Genomic DNA, 21,237 nt, shown 5'->3' on the forward strand with positions numbered 1-21,237 from the left:
ATATGAGATTCCCATATAAGATCGTAATTGCATCCTCATTAAGCCTGGTTTCCATGATAAGTTATGGTCAACAGAAGAAGGAAGGTACCATTCAAAACGAAGAATTCGTTACTGAAAAAGTGCGTAAAATCGAAGTGCAACCTACGATGAGTCGCTCTTTCGAAGCACTTAATGAAGTACCGGATTACAGTAAGGATCACAAAATAGACTATGATTTTGCGATCGATAAGCCGCAATCCCTCTTATTGCCGAGCATTAAAACGAACATTATAGGCCCAAGAGCAGGAGAGGATTTAAAATCTCTTTACGGCGCTAAGGCAAAAAACTCCATTAAAATCGGAGCGGGTAATTACGGCCACAACCTTCTAAATGGCCATTTTGGCTATAATCCGACTGAAAAAGAATCAAGAGGAATTTACATCAACCACGATGCAAACTCGAACGGACCTACGGATAATGCCTTTTCTAGCCGTTCTGAGAATGAAGTAAAGGTGTATAGCCAATCGCTTTGGTCAAAAGCCTTATTAAAAGGGGCGCTTGATTACCGCCGTACGGCCACTAATTTCTATGGCAAAGAAAGCTTCCCGGCGAATACACCTGAAGATGCCTATGGAGTTCATTATGACCAATTAAAGTTCAACGGCGACATCTATAGCGCAACAGAAGGTAAGAAGTTTAGCTACCAAGCGGGCACTGAGTTTTCCTCTTTATCTGGGAATCTTGCTCCTAAAGAATGGTTATTTAAAAACTATGTGAGATCAAGCTATGCCATCAGCTCAGGACTTGCCTTACGTGTTAATGGGGAAGCTATCCTTTCGAATTTTACTAGCAACACCTCCACTAATCGCCAATTCTTCCGCTTACAGCCTAGCATTTCATACGATGTTTTACCTCGTTTGAACCTAGTCGCTGGATTAAATGCAGTACAAGATGATGAACTACGCTTATATCCGAATGTACAAGTTCGATATAGAGCAAATGACTTTATCCGATTATTTGCAGGCCTAGAAGGAAATACCCAATTCAATTCTTACCACAGCAGCTTACAAATTAACCCTTGGTTAACCCAAGCTGTAACGCTTCAAAATACGCAGCAAAAATGGATGGTCTCAGGTGGATTAATGGGTAGCAATGAAAGAAACGTATCGTATGAATTAAAAGCTTCCTACGGTGAGTATACTAAAATGGCCTTCTTTACTTCATCTGCTGCAGACTTATCCCAATTCGATATAACTTATTCAAATGCAGATGCCGCTATTTCAGTGCTAGATCTACAAGCAGATGTTAAGATGTCCATTACAGATAAAATTCAATCCGACCTGAATGTTCAATATACGAATTACGCTAACCTAGGAAACTTATTATACGCCTACCACCGTCCTAATATCCAAATCGCGTTAAAAAACACGATTAAAGTACTTCCAAAATTCAACGTATTACCTGAGCTATATTATTTAGGTGGCCTTTATGGATTTAATCCAAGAACTCAAAAAGCAAGCACCTTGGATAACATCCTAGATATCAATGTAAAAGGGGAGTATGCTATTACGGAGAAATTCACTGCCTCATTATCAGCAAATAATATCCTAGGAAAAAATTACCAACGATATTTATTTTATCCGACACAAGGTTTTAACTTTACAGCAACTCTAGCATACTCATTCTAATAATGACTGAATTTTATTCCTTTCTTGAGCACTTATTATACGAAAACGAATGCGTGATTATTCCGCAATTGGGTGGTTTCGTTGTAAATGCAAAAGACTTTACGTTCAATGAACAGGAGGGAAAAATTTATCCTAAGAAAAAGTATGTGGCATTTAATGAGAAACTTAAAACGGATGATCGCTTATTAAGTACGGAATGGGCTAAGAAAAGAGCCATTTCATTGAAAGAAGCGTCATTAGAGATTGCTGAGCTAAGCAAACGTATAAAAAGCGAACTAACCTCTTCCGGTACAGTTCAATTAGGCGTATTAGGTACCTTTACACTGAATCAAGAAAATCGTATTTCATATTTGCCTAATCCAGACTTTAATGCTGATTTATCTGTTTTTGGCCTATTTCCAGTAGGATTAGGGCAAATTCCTGCGCGAGTAGAGAAGAAACCCGTACTTATTCCAGCCATTACGACTGAAGATTTACCAGAAATCAGTTCTACAGGACATCAACAGGTAAAATTGACCAAGTCAGTTTATGTATATGCCTTATTAGCCTTTTTAATAGGTGGATTGGGTGCCTTCTTTTTAACAGCACCTGCCACGAATCAATCGCAAAGTTCCCTAAACCCGATTAAAATCGAGAAAAAGGTAGACGTTGCTCCCGCGAAAACGGTTGCTCCAGCGGTGGTGGATACTTTATCTGTTAAAACAATTGAAGAACCTGTCGTAGCACCTTTGAATACGCCAGAAATTAATGATGAGGACGTCATTTACTTGGTAGCGGCTAGTTTTCAATCCTTGAAGCAGGCGGAAAAAGGCTTAAAAGAGTTTAAATCACGTGGTTTCAATCAAGCTGAGATTATTCTAAAAAATGAACAGACGAAATTCTATCGAATTTCACTTGGAACGGAGCATTCTATGGATGCGGGTTATGCGAAAGCGTCAGAATTGAAGGCAGCAAAGAAAGTTGATATCTGGGTTTATAAGGCACTATAAGAAATGAACCAACGCATCGAACAACAACGAGTAGAAAAACAAAACCAACGCAAAGCGTTAGCGATCACGCTCGTGATTCAAGGGTTGTTGTTTTTACTGTTTTGGTATGCGAAAATTTGGTCTGCCGAAGAAATGAAGCTGGAATTGCCTGAACCAGGTTTCGAAGTGAATTATGGGACAGATGATGAAGGTGGCGGAAACGTTCAATCCTATAATCAAGCGAGTGACCTTCCTAATAATGACGAGTCTCAACCGGCAGAGAAAGAAACAGAAGTAGCTTCTGTAACGAAAGCGAAGCCAACACCTAGCTCAAAGGAAACGGTTATTTCATCGGTGGTGAAAAGCCCTGTTAGTATTTCAGAGAATACGAAAAAGACTGCCGTGGTTTCAACCAAACCAACACCTGAACCAGAGGAAAAGATCGACGAAGGCGCTTTATTTAAAAAGAAAACTACGAGTAACGGAACCAGAGGCACGAATCCGAATCCCGGAGGAAATTCGAATGGACCTGATGCAGGTAAAATAGGAGACAAGGGAAGCCGAAACGGAACCATCAATAATTCAACTAACTATTCTGGCAACGGAGGCTTTGGCGAGGGCTCTGGTAGCTCTTCGGTAAATATCTCCGGCTGGAGAATTGCTAATCGTCCAAATGTAAAAGACGATACAGGCGAAACGGGTATGATTCGATTTACGATTAAAATCGATGAAGACGGTAATATTATCAAATTAGTGATAGCGGAGAACTCATTCTCTAATTCTTTGGCACAGAAATACAAAAGAGCCATCGAGAAATCAAAATTCATCAAAACCTCTTCCGGACCTAGTCCAAAGGAAGCGACCGGGTCTATCACCTTCCGAGTAGGAGAAAGATAGGCATTCCATGAATTATTTAGAGTCTATTTCCTTTTTGTATGCACAGCTTCCCGTTTTTCACCGAGAAGGAGCAAAGGCCTATAAACCAGGTTTAGATAACATTGAAGCACTTTGTGACCTGATTGGTCATCCAGAGCATTCCTTTAAATCATTGCATATAGCCGGAACAAATGGAAAGGGGAGTTCCTCCCATTTTATGGCCTCTATTTTACAGGAACATGGATTTAAGGTGGGATTATATACCTCTCCACATTTGCACTCCTTCACGGAAAGGATAAAAATAAATGGTAACGAGGTCCCTGAGGAATGGGTAGCTGCTTTTGTAACGGAGCACCTACACCTGATTGAAAAAGTACGACCTTCCTTTTTTGAATGGACGGTCATCATGGCTTTCTCCTATTTCAAGGAACAAAAAGTGGATTATGCCATCATTGAAACAGGTTTAGGAGGAAGATTGGATTCGACTAATATCATTAGGCCCTTGGCTTGCTTGATTACAAACATTAGTTTTGACCACCAGGATTTACTAGGGGATACATTAGAGAAAATTGCGTCCGAAAAAGCGGGTATCATTAAAAACAATACTCCGGTTACGATTAGCGAAAAGCAAGAGGAAACGTCAGCGGTTTTTATGGCCAAAGCCGCATCCGTCAACGCCCCTCTACAATTTGCAGCTGATCGGATAGGCGCCTCTGGATTCACATTTACAAGTCCCACCTGGGGAGAAATGACCATCAAAAGTCCCTATCAAGGACAATACCAACAAAAAAACATTCGAGGCGTACTAGCTTGGTGTGAGCAGATTCAATCCATCATTCCTTTGGAGGCGGCCAAAATCAAATCTGGAATCGAACAAACTCGATTAAATACTGGCTTGAAAGGCCGTTGGGAAATTTTAGGTGATAGACCTAAAATCATTGCCGACACTGGTCACAATAATAGCGGAGTTAGCGAGATCATTCAACAAATTGAAAAAGAGTCCTTCTCCCATGTATATATCATTCTAGGAATGGTAGCTGATAAAGACATAAACTCCGTCTTGTCCTTATTCCCTAAAGAAGCCACCTACTTTTTTTCCCAAGCGAATAATCCGCGAGCCATCTCAGCTTTGGACTTACAAAAACTTGCCTTGGAAAAAGGCCTTCAAGGAGAAGTCATTACCGACGTAAACGAAGCTATAGCGCGTGCTAAATCAGTAGCAGGTCCGGCTGATGGAATTCTCATTTGCGGGAGCACGTATTTAATAGGTGAAATAAATTTTAATTAGCGTTCAAATTGAGTAGACGAAAAACAGCCAAATACAATTTGGCTATCGAATTAGACAATGTCATCCAAAGCCCGAAACCCATATGGGGAAATCTTCAGGGCAAATGGAAATCAGCTTACTTTAAAAACGACCACCCACTAGTTTTAGAACTTGGATGCGGCAGGGGTGAATATACCAATGGATTAGGAAAGCTTTTCCCGGATATGAATTTTGTGGGAATCGATGTAAAAGGAGATCGATTAGCACAAGGAGGAAGAGCAGCTCGGGAAATGGAATTAACGAATACGACGTTTCTGCGCATTCATATGCAAGTGATTGATGAGCATTTTGCGGAAAACGAAGTTGACGAAATTTGGATTACATTCCCAGATCCCCGTCTACGAGATCGCGATGAGAAACGTCGACTTACCTTCCATACCTTTTTGAACCGTTATAAAAGGATTTTAAAGCCAGGTGGAGTGTTACACCTAAAAACAGATTCTTTGCCCTTCTTTGAATTTTCAGAAGGATCACTTGCGGAGAATGACTGGAAAATTATCGCCAAAACGAATGATCTGTATACCTCCGAATGGATGGATGATCATTATGGCATCAAAACTCGATTTGAGGAGATGTTCTACGAAAAAGGTTTCAACATCAACTACCTCAGAGCTACTAACACTAAATAAAAAAAGCCTCTCTTTCGAGAGGCTTTTTCAATTTAAGCTAATCAGATTATCCTACGCGAGCGATTAAATCAGCTGCACGAGAAGAATAACCAAACTCGTTATCATACCAACCTACCACTTTCACTAGGTTACCCATCGCAGTTGTTAACTTAGAGTCTAAGATACAAGAGTGTTGGTTTCCGATAATATCGATAGAAACGATCTCATCAGTTGTAAATTCTAGGATACCTTTCATTGGACCATCAGCAGCCGCTTTTAAAGCAGCATTAATTTCAGCCACTGTAGCTTCTTTCTTTAAAACTACTGTAAAGTCAGTTACAGATCCATCTGGTGTAGGAACACGCATCGCGTTTCCGTCTAATTTACCTTTTAAGTGAGGCAAAACTAAACCTACTGCTTTCGCAGCACCAGTTGAAGTAGGAATAATTGAATAAGCTGCAGCACGAGAACGACGCAAGTCAGAGTGTGGTGCATCTTGTAAATTCTGATCCGCTGTGTAAGCGTGAACAGTTGTCATAAATCCTTTTTCGATACCAAACGCATCATCTAATACCTTAGCCATTGGAGCTAAGCAGTTAGTAGTACAAGAAGCGTTGGAGATAATTGTCATGTCATCTGTTAATGTATCATCATTAACACCTAAAACAACTGTAGGAATATCACCTTTAGCAGGAGCAGAGATAATTACTTTGCGAGCACCAGCAGTTAAGTGTTGTCCAGCACCATCTTGATCGATAAAACGACCAGTTGATTCTAAAACTACATCAATTCCTAAAGCACCCCAAGGCAATTGCTTAGGATCACGCTCAGCGAAAGCCTTAATCACGTTACCATTAACAGTAATGCTGTCAGCATCAGAAGTAACAGTTCCATTAAAACGACCGTGAACTGAATCATACTTTAGTAAGTGTACCAAAGTAGCATTGTCAGTTAAATCGTTAATAGCAACGATTTCCACATTTTCTTTTTCCAATAAACGACGGAAAGTAAGTCGACCGATACGACCAAAACCATTAATAGCAACTTTAATTTTTTTCATTGAATAAATTAATTTGATTTCATACAAAGACCAAATATAGCATTTAAAATGTATTATTCCAAGAACCATAGGATTAAATAAACGTTATTAAACGTTTAAAAGGCCTATTTTACAAAAGTAAATCAGGATATTTTAATTTAGCTTTATTGCTAATTAAATGATTTTTACATAAAAATCACTCGGATACGTTTTTTATTCAAAAATATTTCGCATATTTGTATAAGAAATCATTGCTCTAGATCGATGGGGTAGGAGAGTGACAGAATGTCACTTGTCTTTTTAGCTAATTTTCTAGCGAAATTTACCGAAATATTATTTTGCAATCGAGTGCAACTGATTGATAATCAGTTAAATGACTTATTAAAGTTAAAGTTAAATTAATCCTGAATTTTAGAGCATTTTCCCGTGTTCTAGGCAATGGACCTGTATTTTATTTCGTCCAATCTCGGGAAGCCAAGGCTTTTTTGATTAATTTGCATCTTCATTTATTGCATACCATTTTTATGAATTCTCTAGAAAAAATAATCATCGCCGCTTGGGACAATACAGAGCTACGTTCACAAGCTGAGACGATCGAAGCGATTGAAAAAGTCGTTGATTTAGTAGACAAAGGCGAGTTACGCACGGCTGAGCCTAAGGCAGATGGAAGCTGGCAAGTAAACGAATGGGTTAAGAAAGCTATTGTGATGTATTTCCCTATTCGCCAAATGTCCGTATCAGAAGTGGGTATTTTCGAATTCCACGATAAAATGCGTTTAAAATCAAACTACAAAGAATTAGGTGTTCGTGTGGTTCCTCCAGCTGTAGCCCGTTATGGTGCTTTCTTAGCGAAAGGAACGATCTTGATGCCTTCTTATGTAAATATTGGTGCTTTTGTAGATGAGGGAACCATGGTAGATACCTGGGCAACAGTTGGCTCTTGCGCGCAAATCGGTAAACACGTACACTTAAGTGGTGGTGTGGGTATCGGCGGCGTTTTAGAACCACCTCAAGCTTCTCCAGTGATTATTGAGGACGGAGCATTTATTGGTTCACGTTGTATCGTAGTGGAAGGAGCACATATCGGCAAAAAAGCCGTTTTAGGCGCTGGAGTAACCATTACAGGGTCTTCTAAGATTATCGATGTATCGGGCCCTGAACCAGTGGAATACATCGGCTATGTACCTGAGAACTCAGTAGTGATTCCTGGTAGTATCCAAAAGACCTTTGCTGCAGGTACTTATGGCGTTCCTTGCGCTTTAATTATTGGCAAAAGAAAAGAGAGTACAGACTTAAAAACCTCGCTTAACCAAGCGTTAAGAGAGAATAACGTAGTCGTTTAACACATCACAACGAATTAATGCCCGGTTTATAGCCGGGCTTTTTTTATGGAAAATGAATTAAGAATTGGTGAGTACAATCATCTTCGCATCATTAAAGAAGTACCTTTTGGCCTGTATTTAGATGGCTATGAGGACGAAATCTTATTACCCTTGCAATACGTGCCTGAAACGTATGAAATCGATGCTTATATAGATGTATTCATCTACCGTGATTCAGAAGACCGAATTATTGCAACGACATTAAAACCCTTTGCAACGATTAAGCAGTTCGCTTATTTAGAAGTAAAATCCGTTACTCCTTTGGGCGTTTTCTTAGAATGGGGATTAGCAAAAGACCTTTTTGTTCCATTTAGCCAGCAATACCAAAAAATGGTGGTTGGGAAATCCTACCTAGTCTATATTTATTTAGATGCCCAAACAGATCGAATCGTAGCCTCAGCTAGAATCGAGAATTTCCTACCTGCTTTTATTGAAGACGAAGAGAATCGCTTTGCAGCAGGAACTAAGATCGAAGCTGTTCCATTTGAATACACAGACTTAGGTATAAAATGCTTGGTTGACAATTGTAAAATTGGGATGCTATTCAAAAATGAAATATTTACAAATGTAATATTAGGCCAAAGTACATTTGTGTACATCGAAAACTTACGTGAAGATGGACGCCTTGATTTACGTTTGGAACCGGTAGGAAGGTTGCGTTTGGATTCACAAGTGGAGAAAGTATTGCAGGCAATTAAAGATAATAATGGCGTGCTTTACCTGCATGATAAAAGCCCTGCTGAAGATATCTATGATCAATTAGGTATGTCGAAGAAGGACTTCAAAAAGGCGATTGGTGGTTTGTACAAAAGTAAACTGATTACATTGCACTCTGATTGTGTGTCACTTTTGTAAACTTATATTTTCTTGAATTAAGATTTGTAAATAATTCGCTTTTGGTTAATTTTGTAATACAACAATCTTGTTTACAAAAATGAATCTAAGCGCTAAAATAGAATTGTTAATTCAGGCAAAGAAACTAAGTGCCTCTCAATTTGCTGATACCTTAGGTATTCCTCGTAGCAGTATCTCTCATATTCTTTCAGGGAGAAACAAACCTAGCTTAGATGTTGTACAAAAGATTCTCATCGCCTTCCCTGAAATTCCTGCAGAGGAATTATTAGACGATAAAAGAGATTTGTCAATTACTGTTTCTGCACCCAAGGTGACAAGCACTCCGACATCTGTTACTCCCTCACTTTTTGATGCCGTAATTCCTAGCGCCTCAGAATCGCCTAAAAATTCTTTAGCTGAACAAACGATCGTACAATCGAATCTCAGACGGCCTAGAGAAAGCAGTCCAAAAACGGTGGTTCCAGCAGTAGCACCTGCTACAACCGCACACCTAGCTAAGAAAATTGAGCGAGTATTGATCTTTTATACTGATGGAACATTCACCGAAAGCAAACCTTTGTAATTAAGGAATGTAAACAAAACGGGACTTATCCACATAATCTCTTAAAGTTATCCACAAGTTATCCACACTTGTGCACAATTGTATTTTCGAAAATCGACCTTTCCCTTCATATTGTAAGAGCCCGATTAATTGTTTAATTTTAATAAATTGAATGATTGATATGGAAAAATTAGATTCATTAAACCAGGTGGCGCAATTCCACCAGACTTTTGGAGCTCCTATTTTAGCTCAACCCACAATCCCTGCAATTGAACGTTGTAATCTACGCGTTAGTTTACTAGCAGAGGAGTTGGATGAATTAAAGGAAGCCATTGCAGCAAATGATATTGTAGAGATTGCAGATGCGCTTTGTGACTTACAATATGTATTATCAGGGGCTGTTTTAGAGTTTGGAATGGGTGAAAAATTCGTCGAATTATTCAATGAGGTGCAACGTTCTAATATGTCCAAAGCATGCGCTAGCCTAGAAGAAGCCGAAAATACGGTGAAATTTTACCGGGATAAAGATGGCACAGAGGCAGAAATTAAGGAAGAGAATGGGGTTTGGAAGGTCTATCGTATTTCAGATAATAAAGTATTGAAATCCATCAATTACTCGCCTGCAGATCTACTATCTATCTTAAAATAATGATTAAAATACTCCTCATAGAAGACGAACCGAAAACGGTTCAATCCTTGAAACAAGGGTTAGAAGAGAACAACTATGAGGTAGAAGTAGCTTATGATGGTACCATCGCGAAGCAATTAGCCTTGAGAAATACCTACTCATTAATCGTTTCCGACATCATTATACCAGGTATCAATGGTATTGAACTTTGTAAACAATTAAGAGCTGAGGGGATTCAAACCCCCATATTAATGCTCACCGCCTTGAGTACAACGGATGATAAATTGGTTGGTTTTGAGGCAGGTGCTGACGATTATTTAGGTAAACCATTTGATTTCAAGGAGTTTTTAGCTCGCATAAAGGCCTTATTAAAGCGTTCCTCCCAAACCCAATTAGACGCCCAAACGTTAAAATTTGCTGATTTAGAAATGGATCTTATTTCCAAATTAGTAACTCGTTCTGGTCAGTCGATTAACTTAACTTCTAAGGAGTTTCAACTATTGGAATACTTCCTTCGTAACCAAGAGATGGTTATTTCGAAGGCACAAATTGCGGAGAATATTTGGGAAGTAGAAGATGAAAATAGCTCCAATTTGATTGAAGTATATGTTAATTACCTGCGTAAGAAAGTCGATAAAGGCTTTGCGAGTAAGTTAATTCACACCCAATTTGGCAGAGGTTATATCTTAAAAAACGAATAAAATGCAGATTAGATCCAGGCTGACTTATCAGTTTACCTACCTCGTTTCTGCGATTCTATTCGTATCTTATTTCATTATCTACATTTTCACTCAAGAAAATTACAAGGATAAATTTTATAGTCGTTTACGCCAAAAAGCGAACACCACTGCCCAGTTATTAGTCAACGTAAACCAGGTTGACTCCAAATTAATGGGGATCATCGGTCAAACAAACCGTGATTTACTGTACCGAGAAAGCATTTTAGTGTATGATTTATGCAACGAACGTATCTATGCTTCAAACGATAGTATCAATTTACATATTGATGTAGATTTAATTAAACAAGTACGCCAAAAGCAAGAAATACGCTTCCAACGCGAGGATATCGAGGTTTTAGGAACCGTTTTTGCGACACCACAAGGTCGTTTGGTCGTTTTTGCAGGTGCTGTAGATCAGTATTCCGCGGAAAATGCCAAAGATCTAAAGAACATCCTCATCGCCTTATTCCTCTTATTTATCCTCATTGTAGTGCTCTCAGGCTGGTTTTTTGCCGGACAAGCCGTTAATCCCATCTCAGAAGTAATCCAACAAGTAGATAAGTTATCACCAAAACGTCTAGAAGAACGCCTGAAATCGCCTGATTTTGAGGACGAAATAGGGAAGATGGTGTCTACAGTCAATCGACTACTAGAACGTATCGAAAACGCCTTTAAATTGCAAAAAACATTCATCGCTAACGTTTCGCACGAGTTAAAGAATCCATTAACCAAAATTTCTTCCCAATTAGAAGTGAGTTTACTAAAGGAAAGAGAAACAGGTGATTACAAAAAAACCATCAGCTCGGTACTTGAAGACACCCAGGATTTAGCTGCCATCACTGAATCACTCTTAGAACTCAACAAACTAAGCCTTTCTGACAGCCAGGCGGGCTTTAATGAGTGGAGAATTGATGAAATACTTTGGGAAGCGAGAAGCTTAACCCAAAAGCTAAACAGCGCTTACAAGGTCAGCATCGATACTTCACACATGCCAGAGGACGAAGAAATGTTATTGGTAAAAGGCGATGATAAGCTCATCTTAACGGCTTTGAAGAATTTAATGGAGAATGCCTGCAAATTCAGCCCTTCAAAATCAGCCCAAGTTAGCTTCAAAAATTCCGGTAATTCCATTCAAATTTTCGTCAAAAACGAAGGAAAAGGCATTCCAGCGAACGATTTACCTTATATCTTCCAACCATTCTTTAGAGGCGAAAATACCGCATCCTCTAAGGGTTATGGCATTGGTTTATCACTCGTAGAACGCATCATTCAACTTCACAATGGCCAAATCTCTGTAGTTTCTGTGCCTGATTCGTTTACGGAGTTTACGGTGAGCTTCTCAGTTGCTAGTCACTAGTTGCTAGTCGCTAGTCACTAGTCGCTAGTCGCTAGTCTCTAGTCTCTAGTCTCTAGTCGAGAGTCACTAGAATACTGAGAGAATATATAATTAAACCGCTCTAGACAAGCGACTGACAGCTAGCGACTAAATGTTATATAATTTATATTATGTTAAATAGAATATAAACCACAAGAAAAGGGCTACCTATTTCTAAGCAGCCCTTTCCATTATCAACTAGTGACTAGCGACTCTCAACTAGTGACTTATTTCTCTAACTCAGCTAATTTAGCTTCGTCTTTCAATTCACGATATACTTGCTTCAAGATTTCCTTCAAGTCTTCGTCTTTCTTCACTTTAAATCCACGCTCAAAGTACGGCAAAGCCTCATTGTATTTAACGGCTAATTTAGCTTCTAAATCTTTACCAGTCTTCTTGTATTCGTTCATATCCATGCTATTCACCTGACGTTTGATTTCTACAGCGTCATTATAATAGTATGCACCCATTTGATATAAAGCGTCATAATTGTTTGCATCAGCTTCTAATGCCTTTGTATAATAAGTAGGCAAGTTTGTACGAATTTCCTTCACTTTAGCAGACAATTCATCGATTCTAGCCTTGTTAGCAGCAGCATCACCAGCAGCAGCAACAGCTGCAGCTTTCTCGTCTTGAATACCTTTTAATACGTCATTTAAATCCTTCACTTTAGCCTCTAAACTTGCCACTTGTGAGTTGACTGAAGCTTTTGCCTTCGGTGTCGTTGCTGTTTTCAACTTCGCTTTTGTACGCTTAACTTCATCTTGGAAAGCAGAGATTTGATCATTCTGAGCAGTCAAACGACGTTCTACTTCTTGTACCTTAGATGATTTATCTTGAATCTTTCTGATTTCATCATTTATACCTGAAACCTTGTTTTCGTATAATAAACCTAGGTTTAACCAAGAAATACCATCTTTAGGATCATTCGCAGTTGTTTGAGTTAATTGTGTAATAGCTTGATCGATGCGATTGAAAGCAATTAACATATTGAACTTCTCCCCTTTCAAGTCCTTGTTTGCTGGATAAATTGAAATGGCTTTTTCGATAATACCTAAAGCTTTGTCTTCATCCTTGTTGTTTTTGTAGATTTGAGACAAACCATACAGGATGGCTAAGTCTTTACCGCCAATAGACATATATTTTTCATAAGCTGCCTGAGCAATCTTATCTTCTTGGCATAATTGCGCCGTTACACCAGTGTACATCGCTGTAATGGTGTCATTGGGAGCTACTTCAGAAGCTTTAGACATGTAGCGTAAAGAAGCTTTATAGTCTTTACCTTGGTATTTCACTACACCCATGTTTAAGAAAGCGTTAGAGAATTTCTTCTCTACCATCATTTGGTCTGCTTCTTTTGCTACAGAACCTTTTTTGCCGTCTTTTGTGTCTAATTTGATAGCTTCGTTAGCGTATTCCAAAGCTTGGAAAGCTGCCTCTGGATTCGTTAAAGCGAATGTTGAATCAGGGAAAGAAGCTAAATCCAAATAAGCTTGAGAACGAGTCAACCATAAACGAGCTTTTGTAGGGGCTTTCTTTACATCTTCGTCAGATTTCTTAATTGCGTCGCTGATGCTTTTCTTTTGTGCATCAACTAATGCTTTTTCTGCTTGGCCAAATGAAGCATTCATCGCCAAAGCCACCGTAAACAGGGATAAAAGTAGTTTTTTCATTGTTTTATTTAATTAAAAAAAAGGCTCGTATTTTCATACGAGCCTGTAAAATTATTCTTCAGTTACTTCTTCAGCAGATGCCTCAGATGCAGTCTCCTCCCCTCCTTCTGGAGCTTCAGTTACGGCACTAGTTGCCTCAACGCCATCCACTAACTCAACACCGTCTACAACCTCTACCTCTTCTGGCTCTGGTTCTTTTTCGATCTTCGTTACAGATGAAATCTCATCAGATTCATTCTTCAAGCGAATCAATTTAACCCCTTGCGTATTACGTCCCATCACACGAAGTTCAGCGACACTTGTACGGATTAAAATACCAGCTTTGGTAATAATCATCAAGTCGTTATTATCATTTACTTCCTTGATAGCGACTAAGTTACCCGTTTTCTCTGTGATATTTAAGGCCTTAACCCCTTTACCACCGCGATTCGTTAATCGGTAATCTTCTACTTCAGAACGCTTACCAAAACCTTTCTCAGAAACCACTAACAATTGCTGTACTTCTGGCTCAGAAACGCAAACCATTCCGATTACTTTCTCCGTCGGGATGTCTTCATCGATCCAAATTCCCTTCACACCAGCGGCTGAACGACCCATTGGGCGAACACGTGTTTCTTCGAAACGAACAGAACGACCCGTGTTCGTAGCGATAACGATTTGGTTGTTACCATTTGTTAAGGCTACATCTAATAAACGGTCTCCTTCGCGAATCGTGATCGCGATAATACCGTTTTGACGCGGACGAGAATAAGCCTCAAGAGATGTTTTCTTGATTGTACCGTCTTCCGTACACATCACAATGAAGTTATTATCAATGTAATCTGGATCTGTGATTGACTTCACGTTGATAACGGCTCTGATCGTGTCACCGTTCTCGATATTCATCAAGTTTTGGATAGGACGACCTTTTGATACTTTAGAGCCCTCTGGAACCGCGTAAACACGTAACCAGAAGCATTTACCGCGTTCAGTGAAGAACAATAACCAATTGTGCATCGTTGCAGAGAACAAATGCTCGGTATAATCATCATCTTTCGTAGCTACCGCACGAGAACCTACTCCCCCACGCGATTGTGAACGATATTCTGTGATCGGCGTACGCTTAATATAACCTTGTGCAGAAACGGTGATTAACATCTCGTCATCCGCAATCATATCTTCTACAGAGAATTCCTCATCCGTCATGTTGATTTGCGTTCTACGATCATCGCCATAACGTTGTTTGATGTCGTTTAATTCGTCTTTGATGATCTGTAATTGACGCTCAGGTTTGGCCAAAATATCTTCCAAATCTTCAATCAACTTCATAATCTCAGCGAACTCATTCATGATCTTCTCCCGCTCCATACCAGTTAAGCGTTGTAAACGCATCTCCAGGATAGCTTTCGATTGAAGCTCTGATAAGTTGAATTTAGACATCAAGCCTTCTTGAGCCGCATTCGGATCTTTCGACTCACGGATCAACTTAATCACTGCATCTAGGTTATCTAGGGCAATAATAAAGCCTTCCAAAATATGAGCACGCTTACGTGCCTCACGTAAATCATATTGTGTACGACGTACGATAATCTCATTTCTATGCTCTACAAAGTGATGAATCAAGTCCTTCAGATTCAACATCATTGGACGTCCTTTCACCAAGGCAACGTTATTCACCGAGAACGATGATTGTAGCGCCGTATGCTTGTACAAGTTATTCAATACCACATTCGCTACTGCGTCACGCTTTAAATCGAATACAATACGCATACCTTGGCGGTCTGACTCATCGCGAATCTCAGAGATACCTTCGATCTTCTTATCGTTCACTAAATCAGCACATTGCTTGATTAATGACGCCTTGTTAACCATATACGGAATCTCGGAAACGACAATCTGCTCTTTCCCCGTTTTCGATGTATCAAAAGTCGCGTTTCCACGAACCACAATACGACCACGACCTGTTTCAAAAGCATTGCGAATACCTTGAACACCATAAATTGTTCCACCCGTAGGGAAATCTGGCGCCTTGATGTATTGCATCAACTCTAAAATCGTAATATCCCGATTATCGATATAGGCTGAAATACCATCCACTACTTCGTTTAGGTTATGTGGCGCCATATTCGTCGCCATACCTACCGCGATACCGGAGGTACCGTTCAATAATAGATTAGGAATCTTAGCTGGTAAAACCGTCGGTTCTTCTAGGGAATCATCAAAGTTAGGCTGAAAATCAACCGTTTCTTTGTTCAAATCAGAAAGCAACTCATCCGCAATACGCTTCAAACGAGCCTCCGTGTAACGCATCGCTGCCGGAGAATCACCATCCACTGAGCCAAAGTTACCTTGACCATCCACTAAAGGATAACGTAAAGACCAATCTTGGGCCATACGTACCATCGTGTCATATACAGAAGAATCACCGTGTGGGTGATACTTACCGAGTACCTCTCCGACAATACGAGCAGACTTTTTATAGGATTTGTTGTAACTAACTCCCAGTTCCTCCATTCCGAATAACACCCTTCTGTGAACTGGCTTTAATCCATCACGTACGTCTGGAAGCGCACGAGACACAATAACTGACATCGAATAATCGATGTACGCTCCCCTCATTTCATCTTCGATGTTTATAGGGATAACATTGCTTTGTAATGACATAAAAACTGTTTTGATTCAAGAGAAAAACACAGCGAAAAGCGGTATTTTTCAATAGAACAAATATCTTAAATTTTGCCTATTTTTCCAAGAAAAAATGAGGGTAAAAAATGGGGTTTATTTTTTCTGAACAGAAGACTCCCGTACAATCAATTTTGTCTTTAAAACTTCCACTCTCGGGGTCGGATTATCGGTTTTATGCTCGATTTGTTCAAGCAATAATTCTACAGATAAACGGCCTATTTCTTCCAAAGGCTGCGCAATTGAAGAAATCGTAGGAGAAACTAAAGAACAGATCGGTTCGTTATTGAAACTAACCATTTTTACTTCATCCGGAACGGAGATATTCAATTCTCGAAGAGCAATCAATACGCCGATTGCCAAACGATCAGAAACCACCAGAATCCCATCAGGACGATTTGCTTCCTTCATCAATTGATGCGTTTTGGCAATCGCGGAATCTTGGAAGTAATCACTATGAATAATTAAGGAAGGATCTGATTCAATTCCTGCTTCTTGTAAGGCTCTGGAATAACCCATTCGACGCTGGTTACTGACAGATACGTTTTTGGGCCCTGCTAAAAAAGCAATGCGCTTGCAACCATTCTCAATCAGATGTTTAACTGCTTCATAAGCTGATTGCTCATTATCCACCATCACTTTAGACGCATCAATTTCGTCACTATCGCGATCAAAGAATACAAGAGGAATCCCACGTCTCTGCAAGCGAGTTAAATGATCAAAATTGACAGTCTCTCGCGATAAGGAGATAATAATCCCTTCTACTTGAGACCGAGAAAGGTTTTGAATATTCGTTAATTCACGTTCAAATGACTCTTGTGTTTGAGCGATCAAAAGGGAATATCCTGCAGCGATTGCGGCGTCTTCTACGGCTTTTACGACAGTAGAAAAGAAATAATAACCTAAATCAGGGACGATGAGACCGAGTGTTTTGGTCTTCGATTTAACTAAACTGGTGGCGAGTACATTGGGTTGGTAATCTAGCTCTTTGGCTAAATCCAAAACCATTTTCTTCGTATCAGGATGAATATCTGGCAAATCACGTAAAGCCCTCGATACGGTCGCAACTGAAACTCCCAGCTGTTTGGCAATATCTTTGATGGTAACTTGGTGACGCATAAATTCAGTTTAACTATGCCAAATTTAAACAATAAATCTATACAAAAATTAATCGAGGCGATAAACGACAGTGCTTCTACCTGAAGAAAGTCCCATAGGTGGGTTTTCCTTTGAAATTTGAACTAGAATGGACACTTCTTCTGAAATATCATCCCGAATTTTCTGTGCAATTTTTTCAGCTACCGTCTCCAATAAATCCACCGGAATAGCCATTATCTGCTTGCAAATGGCATATATCTGAGAATAATCGATGGTATTGGCAATGTCGTCAGAAAAATTAGGCTGGGTTTCAGATTCTACTATCACGTCTAAGGTATACCAATTCCCCAAAATACGCTCCTCTGGATACAATCCATGAAAAGCAAAAATCCGAATATCTTCAATAGAAACCTGGTAATTCGCCATGTGCTAGTTGATCTCCCCTACTTTACCACGAGGCCCAGATGATTTTGCGTAGGCCTCTAAAACCTTGTTTAACGTTGGCAAACCCTCATCAGAAACTGTTTCTAGACTAATTTTAGGCTTTGGACCACGCTTTGCAGGTGTCGGTTTTTCAGTTTTAACGGCAGCTGTTTTATCCTTTGGTTTAGGTCCTCTTTTCGCAGGAATTGCTTTATCGGCCTGTTTTGCTACTGCCGCAGGTTTTGCTTTTGCCACTACTTTCGTAGCAGGTTTTGCCTTAGGAGCCGGCTTTACTTTTGCCACTGATTTAGCGGTAGGTTTAGCTTTCGTTTTCGGCTTATTTTTCACACCTGGCTTACGACCTCTTTTAGAGGTAAGTTTAGGTGCAGCAGGTGTTAATGGAGCTATAGGGGCTACTAAATCAGTCGTTAACCAGTTCGCAATGGACCCTAAGGTTTGTTCCGAAATAGACTTTAATTGTGAAGCTATCTCTTTCTGAGCTTCTTGTAGATTACGTAATTGGCGCTCTTGCTCTTTTAGCTCTTGATTAGCTTGCGCTAAGGTTTGTTTACGCTCATTTTCTGTCAACAAAGCTTGCTTTTGGGCATCTGAATCTGCCTTCTTTTTGATCGCTTCTGCCTCTTTATTGGCCTTATCTAGAATGGATTTGGCTTCTTTTTCCATTTTTGCGGAAAAGTTTTGTTGACTTTCCTCCGCTAACTTTAACGCTCTAAATAGACTTGATTCAATTTCTCTTAATCGAACCACTTCAGCCTCTAATTCCGCTGTTTTTTGATTCGATTTTGCCAAAGCATTTTGGGATTCGGTCTCAAAGTTCTGCACACTTTGAACGTAAGCGTCTACTTCTGAGACATCATAACCGCGAAATGATTTTGAAAAGGAAGCTTCCAATATTGATAGATTTAGGTATACAAATGCTAAAATAGGAAAAATTTTAGTGAATTTTCCAAATAGAAAGATTTTTATCGTCCGATGCTGAGATCAGTAAATTGTCGAATGAGCTCCAGATTAGTTTATTAACCGAATTCTTATGCCCCCCATGTCTTGATGCATCCAACACCTTGCGCAATTTCAATCCCTGTGTTTCCCAAATCTTTACCGTCTTGTCCATACTTGCTGTCGCTAACCAATTCCCATCCGGTGAAAATTGTAAATCATGAATGGCATAAATATGTCCAACCACCTCATTTACAAGCGCATAATCAGCATCCCACTGCTTAATTCGAGCATCTTTACCTACGGAATACAAAACCCCTCCCCTCTCTGCGAGCGAAAAAACGGAAGATTCATGTGCTTGAAATGCCTTTACTAATTGATAACCTGTATCAAAAATTCGAATAAAACCGTCAGAATAACCTACAACAATCTTATTATCAGCTAATTGCAGTATTGATCGAACGCTCTTTTCGCTCGCTTTGACATGCTTCAGCACCGCCTTTGTGGCTAGATCAATCACCGTTATCAAACCATCATTATGACCTATCCAAGCCGTGGAACCCACAAATTCAATGGAAAAAATAGAAAAGCCAGTGGTAGGAATGGAAAAAACCAAGCTTTGATCTGCGACTCGAACGCCCTGAATACCTTGGTAATTATGACCTATCCATAAAATACCTTCTGAATCTAATTTAATGGCATAAACCGAACCTTCTACTTGGGCAATTACCTTGCCTAAGTCAGGTTTCGCTAAATTCCATTGAACCACCCAGCCATCGGATCCCGCAGAATAAAACAAGGAATCCTCCCCCGTTTCAAGGGCGTAAACAGGACCACGATGTCCTGAAAAGGTGTCAATACGTTCGATTTGTAGGGTACTCAAATTATTTCCATCGATTTAGCTACAAAAATGATAATTTTACGTCCAAATACCCCCAAACATGCCCCAAATATTTTCAAAAATAAGCTCAGTCGACTTCCAGATTCTAGTTTGGAAAATCGAAGAACCGCTGGACTATTTTGAAACATTCCCGGCGACCTGGTCCTCCCCTTCGGTGGAAAATCCCACTAAAAAACTAGAATCAACTGCTGTAAGGCATTGTTTGCAGCAACTTTCTACTGAATTCGAAACCCTAACATTAGTTCAAAACGATCGCAATCGCCCTTATTTTGAGGAGTCAGATTGGCATATCAGCCTAACTCACTCCTATCCTTACGTGGCCGCAGCCTGTTCAAGGGAAAAAAGAATCGGAATTGACCTCGAAAAGCCAGGTAGAAATATCGAAAAAATTGCCCCTCGATTCTTGCATGCAAGAGAATGGGAGAAATGGAAGTCCCAATCAAACCTTTTGACATTGGCTTGGTCGGCTAAAGAATCCATCTACAAGGCGGTGGGAAAACCAGGATTGTCCTTTCAAAAGGAAATGGAGATAGGTGATTTCGATCAAAACCCGTGCAAAGCACAGGTTTCTATGGGAGAAGAAATAGATATCTTTTGGGAAGAATACCCAGAATTCAGCCTTACAGTAGCCTTAATCCAATAAGTCAATTAATTCCGTTAGTTCTTCTTTGTAGTCTAATTCACCAGCCTTCTCGTAAGCCATCAATAGATTGCGTAGGACACGACGAATAATTTCTAAATTAGAACAAGGGTTATAATAAATCTCATTAGGTGTCAAATTCAATTGTGCGATATAATTATCAATATCTATCTTATTGAATATCAAACCTTTATTAAACACATTAATATAGAACTGCAGCCCTTTCTGCTTATAGGTTAAAACAAAAAGATTTGGGAGATTCACCCCGTAAATAGGTAGGCCTAGTTTTTGGGCGATCCACATATAAATTACACAAAGGCTAATCGGATTACCTTTTTTGGACGATAACACATTATTAATGAAGGAGTTATTCGCTGCATGAAAATTCTTCGAATTAGGCCCAAACTTCAATTGCTCGAACATCACCGAGTTCAGCACCTTTACTTGATCCATCGGGTGTAAATCCTCCCGCATTTGAGGCCAAACCTCATAATACAACTGATCCATCTCTACTTTCAAGTCATTGTAGCTGTAATCTGGGTAACGGTAGGTAGCGAGAATCCACATTCCCTCTAACAAATCCATCCCGCCCGATTCCTTCCATACCTGCAAACGAGTCTTTACCGATTGCCATTGGAAATCATGAATCAAATTCTCAATTTTAGATTGTAAGATGGGATTTAAACTTTCTGTTTCCCATTCCGACTCTAAAACAGGGATAATAGAAGGTCCTAAGGTCCGAATTTGCTGCTCCACCATGCTCACGACTTCCTGATCTGAATCGTCTAATAAATGAATCATTGCTTTAATGGCAGCATCCGTCATAGGAAACGTATATTTTTTGCAAAACTAAAGACAATTGGCCTATTTTCACTTAAATTTGTCTTTAATTCTTACAA

At 39.6% G+C, this 21,237-nt stretch carries 20 protein-coding genes; 12 read left to right on the plus strand and 8 right to left on the minus strand.

Annotation, left to right across the window (positions count from 1 at the left end; genetic code table 11):
* Window positions 1-2: 2 nt before the first annotated feature.
* From V7S74_RS02560 to trmB, 5 genes are read left to right on the plus strand one after another with little or no spacing between them, the layout of a single operon-like run.
* Window positions 3-1,667, plus strand: coding sequence for a TonB-dependent receptor (locus V7S74_RS02560; RefSeq protein ID WP_406777203.1), 1,665 nt, complete (start codon window positions 3-5; stop codon window positions 1,665-1,667).
* A 2-nt stretch (window positions 1,668-1,669) separates the two neighbouring features.
* Window positions 1,670-2,656, plus strand: a complete 987-nt coding sequence (locus V7S74_RS02565; RefSeq protein WP_406777204.1) for an HU domain-containing protein — start codon at window positions 1,670-1,672, stop codon at window positions 2,654-2,656.
* Between the two features lie 3 nt (window positions 2,657-2,659).
* Entirely contained in the window at window positions 2,660-3,532 is an 873-nt protein-coding gene (locus V7S74_RS02570; RefSeq protein ID WP_406777205.1) for a hypothetical protein, read from the plus strand.
* Between the two features lie 7 nt (window positions 3,533-3,539).
* Window positions 3,540-4,799, plus strand: a complete 1,260-nt coding sequence (locus V7S74_RS02575) for a bifunctional folylpolyglutamate synthase/dihydrofolate synthase (RefSeq protein ID WP_406777206.1) — start codon at window positions 3,540-3,542, stop codon at window positions 4,797-4,799.
* A gap of 8 nt (window positions 4,800-4,807) precedes the next feature.
* A complete protein-coding gene (gene trmB / locus V7S74_RS02580) occupies window positions 4,808-5,467 on the plus strand; it encodes a tRNA (guanosine(46)-N7)-methyltransferase TrmB (protein ID WP_406777207.1) in 660 nt (219 codons plus the stop codon).
* Between the two features lie 46 nt (window positions 5,468-5,513).
* Here the strand turns inward: trmB and gap are convergent, their stop codons facing one another.
* A complete protein-coding gene (gene gap, locus V7S74_RS02585) occupies window positions 5,514-6,506 on the minus strand; it encodes a type I glyceraldehyde-3-phosphate dehydrogenase (protein ID WP_406777208.1) in 993 nt (330 codons plus the stop codon).
* A 503-nt stretch (window positions 6,507-7,009) separates the two neighbouring features.
* Here gap and V7S74_RS02590 point away from each other — a divergent pair.
* The 6 genes from V7S74_RS02590 (at window position 7,010) to V7S74_RS02615 (ending at window position 11,967) form a co-directional block, all read left to right on the plus strand.
* The gene (locus V7S74_RS02590; RefSeq protein ID WP_406777209.1) at window positions 7,010-7,828 is read left to right on the plus strand and encodes a 2,3,4,5-tetrahydropyridine-2,6-dicarboxylate N-succinyltransferase; all 819 of its coding nucleotides are present in this window, start codon (window positions 7,010-7,012) and stop codon (window positions 7,826-7,828) included.
* 45 nt (window positions 7,829-7,873) lie between these two features.
* Window positions 7,874-8,722, plus strand: a complete 849-nt coding sequence (locus tag V7S74_RS02595; protein WP_406777210.1) for a CvfB family protein — start codon at window positions 7,874-7,876, stop codon at window positions 8,720-8,722.
* A 79-nt stretch (window positions 8,723-8,801) separates the two neighbouring features.
* The gene (locus V7S74_RS02600) at window positions 8,802-9,284 is read left to right on the plus strand and encodes a helix-turn-helix domain-containing protein (RefSeq protein ID WP_406777211.1); all 483 of its coding nucleotides are present in this window, start codon (window positions 8,802-8,804) and stop codon (window positions 9,282-9,284) included.
* Window positions 9,285-9,444: 160 nt separating this feature from the next.
* Window positions 9,445-9,912: a pyrophosphohydrolase domain-containing protein gene (locus tag V7S74_RS02605; protein WP_406777212.1), complete on the plus strand. Its 468-nt coding sequence runs from the start codon at window positions 9,445-9,447 to the stop codon at window positions 9,910-9,912.
* A 2-nt stretch (window positions 9,913-9,914) separates the two neighbouring features.
* Complete coding sequence (locus V7S74_RS02610) at window positions 9,915-10,592, plus strand: response regulator transcription factor (protein ID WP_406777693.1); 678 nt, start codon at window positions 9,915-9,917, stop codon at window positions 10,590-10,592.
* Between the two features lies 1 nt (window position 10,593).
* Complete coding sequence (locus tag V7S74_RS02615; protein ID WP_406777213.1) at window positions 10,594-11,967, plus strand: sensor histidine kinase; 1,374 nt, start codon at window positions 10,594-10,596, stop codon at window positions 11,965-11,967.
* A gap of 245 nt (window positions 11,968-12,212) precedes the next feature.
* Here the strand turns inward: V7S74_RS02615 and V7S74_RS02620 are convergent, their stop codons facing one another.
* The 6 genes from V7S74_RS02620 to V7S74_RS02645 form a co-directional block, all read right to left on the minus strand.
* Window positions 12,213-13,658: a tetratricopeptide repeat protein gene (locus V7S74_RS02620; RefSeq protein WP_406777214.1), complete on the minus strand. Its 1,446-nt coding sequence runs from the start codon at window positions 13,656-13,658 to the stop codon at window positions 12,213-12,215.
* A gap of 51 nt (window positions 13,659-13,709) precedes the next feature.
* On the minus strand, window positions 13,710-16,301 hold the full coding sequence (gene gyrA, locus V7S74_RS02625) for a DNA gyrase subunit A (RefSeq protein ID WP_406777215.1): 2,592 nt from the start codon (window positions 16,299-16,301) through the stop codon (window positions 13,710-13,712).
* Between the two features lie 114 nt (window positions 16,302-16,415).
* A complete protein-coding gene (locus V7S74_RS02630; protein ID WP_406777216.1) occupies window positions 16,416-17,438 on the minus strand; it encodes a LacI family DNA-binding transcriptional regulator in 1,023 nt (340 codons plus the stop codon).
* Between the two features lie 48 nt (window positions 17,439-17,486).
* Window positions 17,487-17,843: a dihydroneopterin aldolase gene (gene folB, locus V7S74_RS02635; RefSeq protein ID WP_406777217.1), complete on the minus strand. Its 357-nt coding sequence runs from the start codon at window positions 17,841-17,843 to the stop codon at window positions 17,487-17,489.
* Between the two features lie 3 nt (window positions 17,844-17,846).
* Window positions 17,847-18,752, minus strand: coding sequence for a DivIVA domain-containing protein (locus tag V7S74_RS02640; RefSeq protein WP_406777218.1), 906 nt, complete (start codon window positions 18,750-18,752; stop codon window positions 17,847-17,849).
* Window positions 18,753-18,795: 43 nt separating this feature from the next.
* Entirely contained in the window at window positions 18,796-19,680 is an 885-nt protein-coding gene (locus V7S74_RS02645; protein WP_406777219.1) for a WD40 repeat domain-containing protein, read from the minus strand.
* Window positions 19,681-19,738: 58 nt separating this feature from the next.
* On the opposite strand from V7S74_RS02645, the gene V7S74_RS02650 reads away from it, so the two are divergent.
* Window positions 19,739-20,341 carry a 4'-phosphopantetheinyl transferase family protein gene (locus V7S74_RS02650; protein ID WP_406777220.1) on the plus strand — a complete coding sequence of 201 codons (603 nt, stop codon included), beginning with the start codon at window positions 19,739-19,741 and terminating at the stop codon, window positions 20,339-20,341.
* Here V7S74_RS02650 and V7S74_RS02655 read toward each other — a convergent pair.
* The gene (locus V7S74_RS02655; RefSeq protein ID WP_406777221.1) at window positions 20,330-21,163 is read right to left on the minus strand and encodes a transglutaminase-like domain-containing protein; all 834 of its coding nucleotides are present in this window, start codon (window positions 21,161-21,163) and stop codon (window positions 20,330-20,332) included. The genes V7S74_RS02650 and V7S74_RS02655 overlap by 12 nt on opposite strands.
* Window positions 21,164-21,237: the final 74 nt, after the last annotated feature.

It is taken from the genome of Aquirufa novilacunae, assembly GCF_045310505.1.
Taxonomy (GTDB): Bacteria; Bacteroidota; Bacteroidia; order Cytophagales; family Spirosomataceae; genus Aquirufa; species Aquirufa novilacunae.

Bases quoted from the DNA above. Each gene is read 5' to 3' on its own strand.
- V7S74_RS02560 (WP_406777203.1), top strand. From the start codon at position 3: ATGAGATTCCCATATAAGATCGTAATTGCATCCTCATTAAGCCTGGTT.
- V7S74_RS02565 (WP_406777204.1), top strand. From the start codon at position 1,670: ATGACTGAATTTTATTCCTTTCTTGAGCACTTATTATACGAAAACGAA.
- V7S74_RS02570 (WP_406777205.1), top strand. From the start codon at position 2,660: ATGAACCAACGCATCGAACAACAACGAGTAGAAAAACAAAACCAACGC.
- V7S74_RS02575 (WP_406777206.1), top strand. From the start codon at position 3,540: ATGAATTATTTAGAGTCTATTTCCTTTTTGTATGCACAGCTTCCCGTT.
- gap (WP_406777208.1), bottom strand. From the start codon at position 6,506: ATGAAAAAAATTAAAGTTGCTATTAATGGTTTTGGTCGTATCGGTCGA.
- V7S74_RS02590 (WP_406777209.1), top strand. From the start codon at position 7,010: ATGAATTCTCTAGAAAAAATAATCATCGCCGCTTGGGACAATACAGAG.
- V7S74_RS02595 (WP_406777210.1), top strand. From the start codon at position 7,874: ATGGAAAATGAATTAAGAATTGGTGAGTACAATCATCTTCGCATCATT.
- V7S74_RS02600 (WP_406777211.1), top strand. From the start codon at position 8,802: ATGAATCTAAGCGCTAAAATAGAATTGTTAATTCAGGCAAAGAAACTA.
- V7S74_RS02605 (WP_406777212.1), top strand. From the start codon at position 9,445: ATGGAAAAATTAGATTCATTAAACCAGGTGGCGCAATTCCACCAGACT.
- V7S74_RS02615 (WP_406777213.1), top strand. From the start codon at position 10,594: ATGCAGATTAGATCCAGGCTGACTTATCAGTTTACCTACCTCGTTTCT.
- V7S74_RS02620 (WP_406777214.1), bottom strand. From the start codon at position 13,658: ATGAAAAAACTACTTTTATCCCTGTTTACGGTGGCTTTGGCGATGAAT.
- gyrA (WP_406777215.1), bottom strand. From the start codon at position 16,301: ATGTCATTACAAAGCAATGTTATCCCTATAAACATCGAAGATGAAATG.
- V7S74_RS02630 (WP_406777216.1), bottom strand. From the start codon at position 17,438: ATGCGTCACCAAGTTACCATCAAAGATATTGCCAAACAGCTGGGAGTT.
- folB (WP_406777217.1), bottom strand. From the start codon at position 17,843: ATGGCGAATTACCAGGTTTCTATTGAAGATATTCGGATTTTTGCTTTT.
- V7S74_RS02650 (WP_406777220.1), top strand. From the start codon at position 19,739: ATGCCCCAAATATTTTCAAAAATAAGCTCAGTCGACTTCCAGATTCTA.
- V7S74_RS02655 (WP_406777221.1), bottom strand. From the start codon at position 21,163: ATGACGGATGCTGCCATTAAAGCAATGATTCATTTATTAGACGATTCA.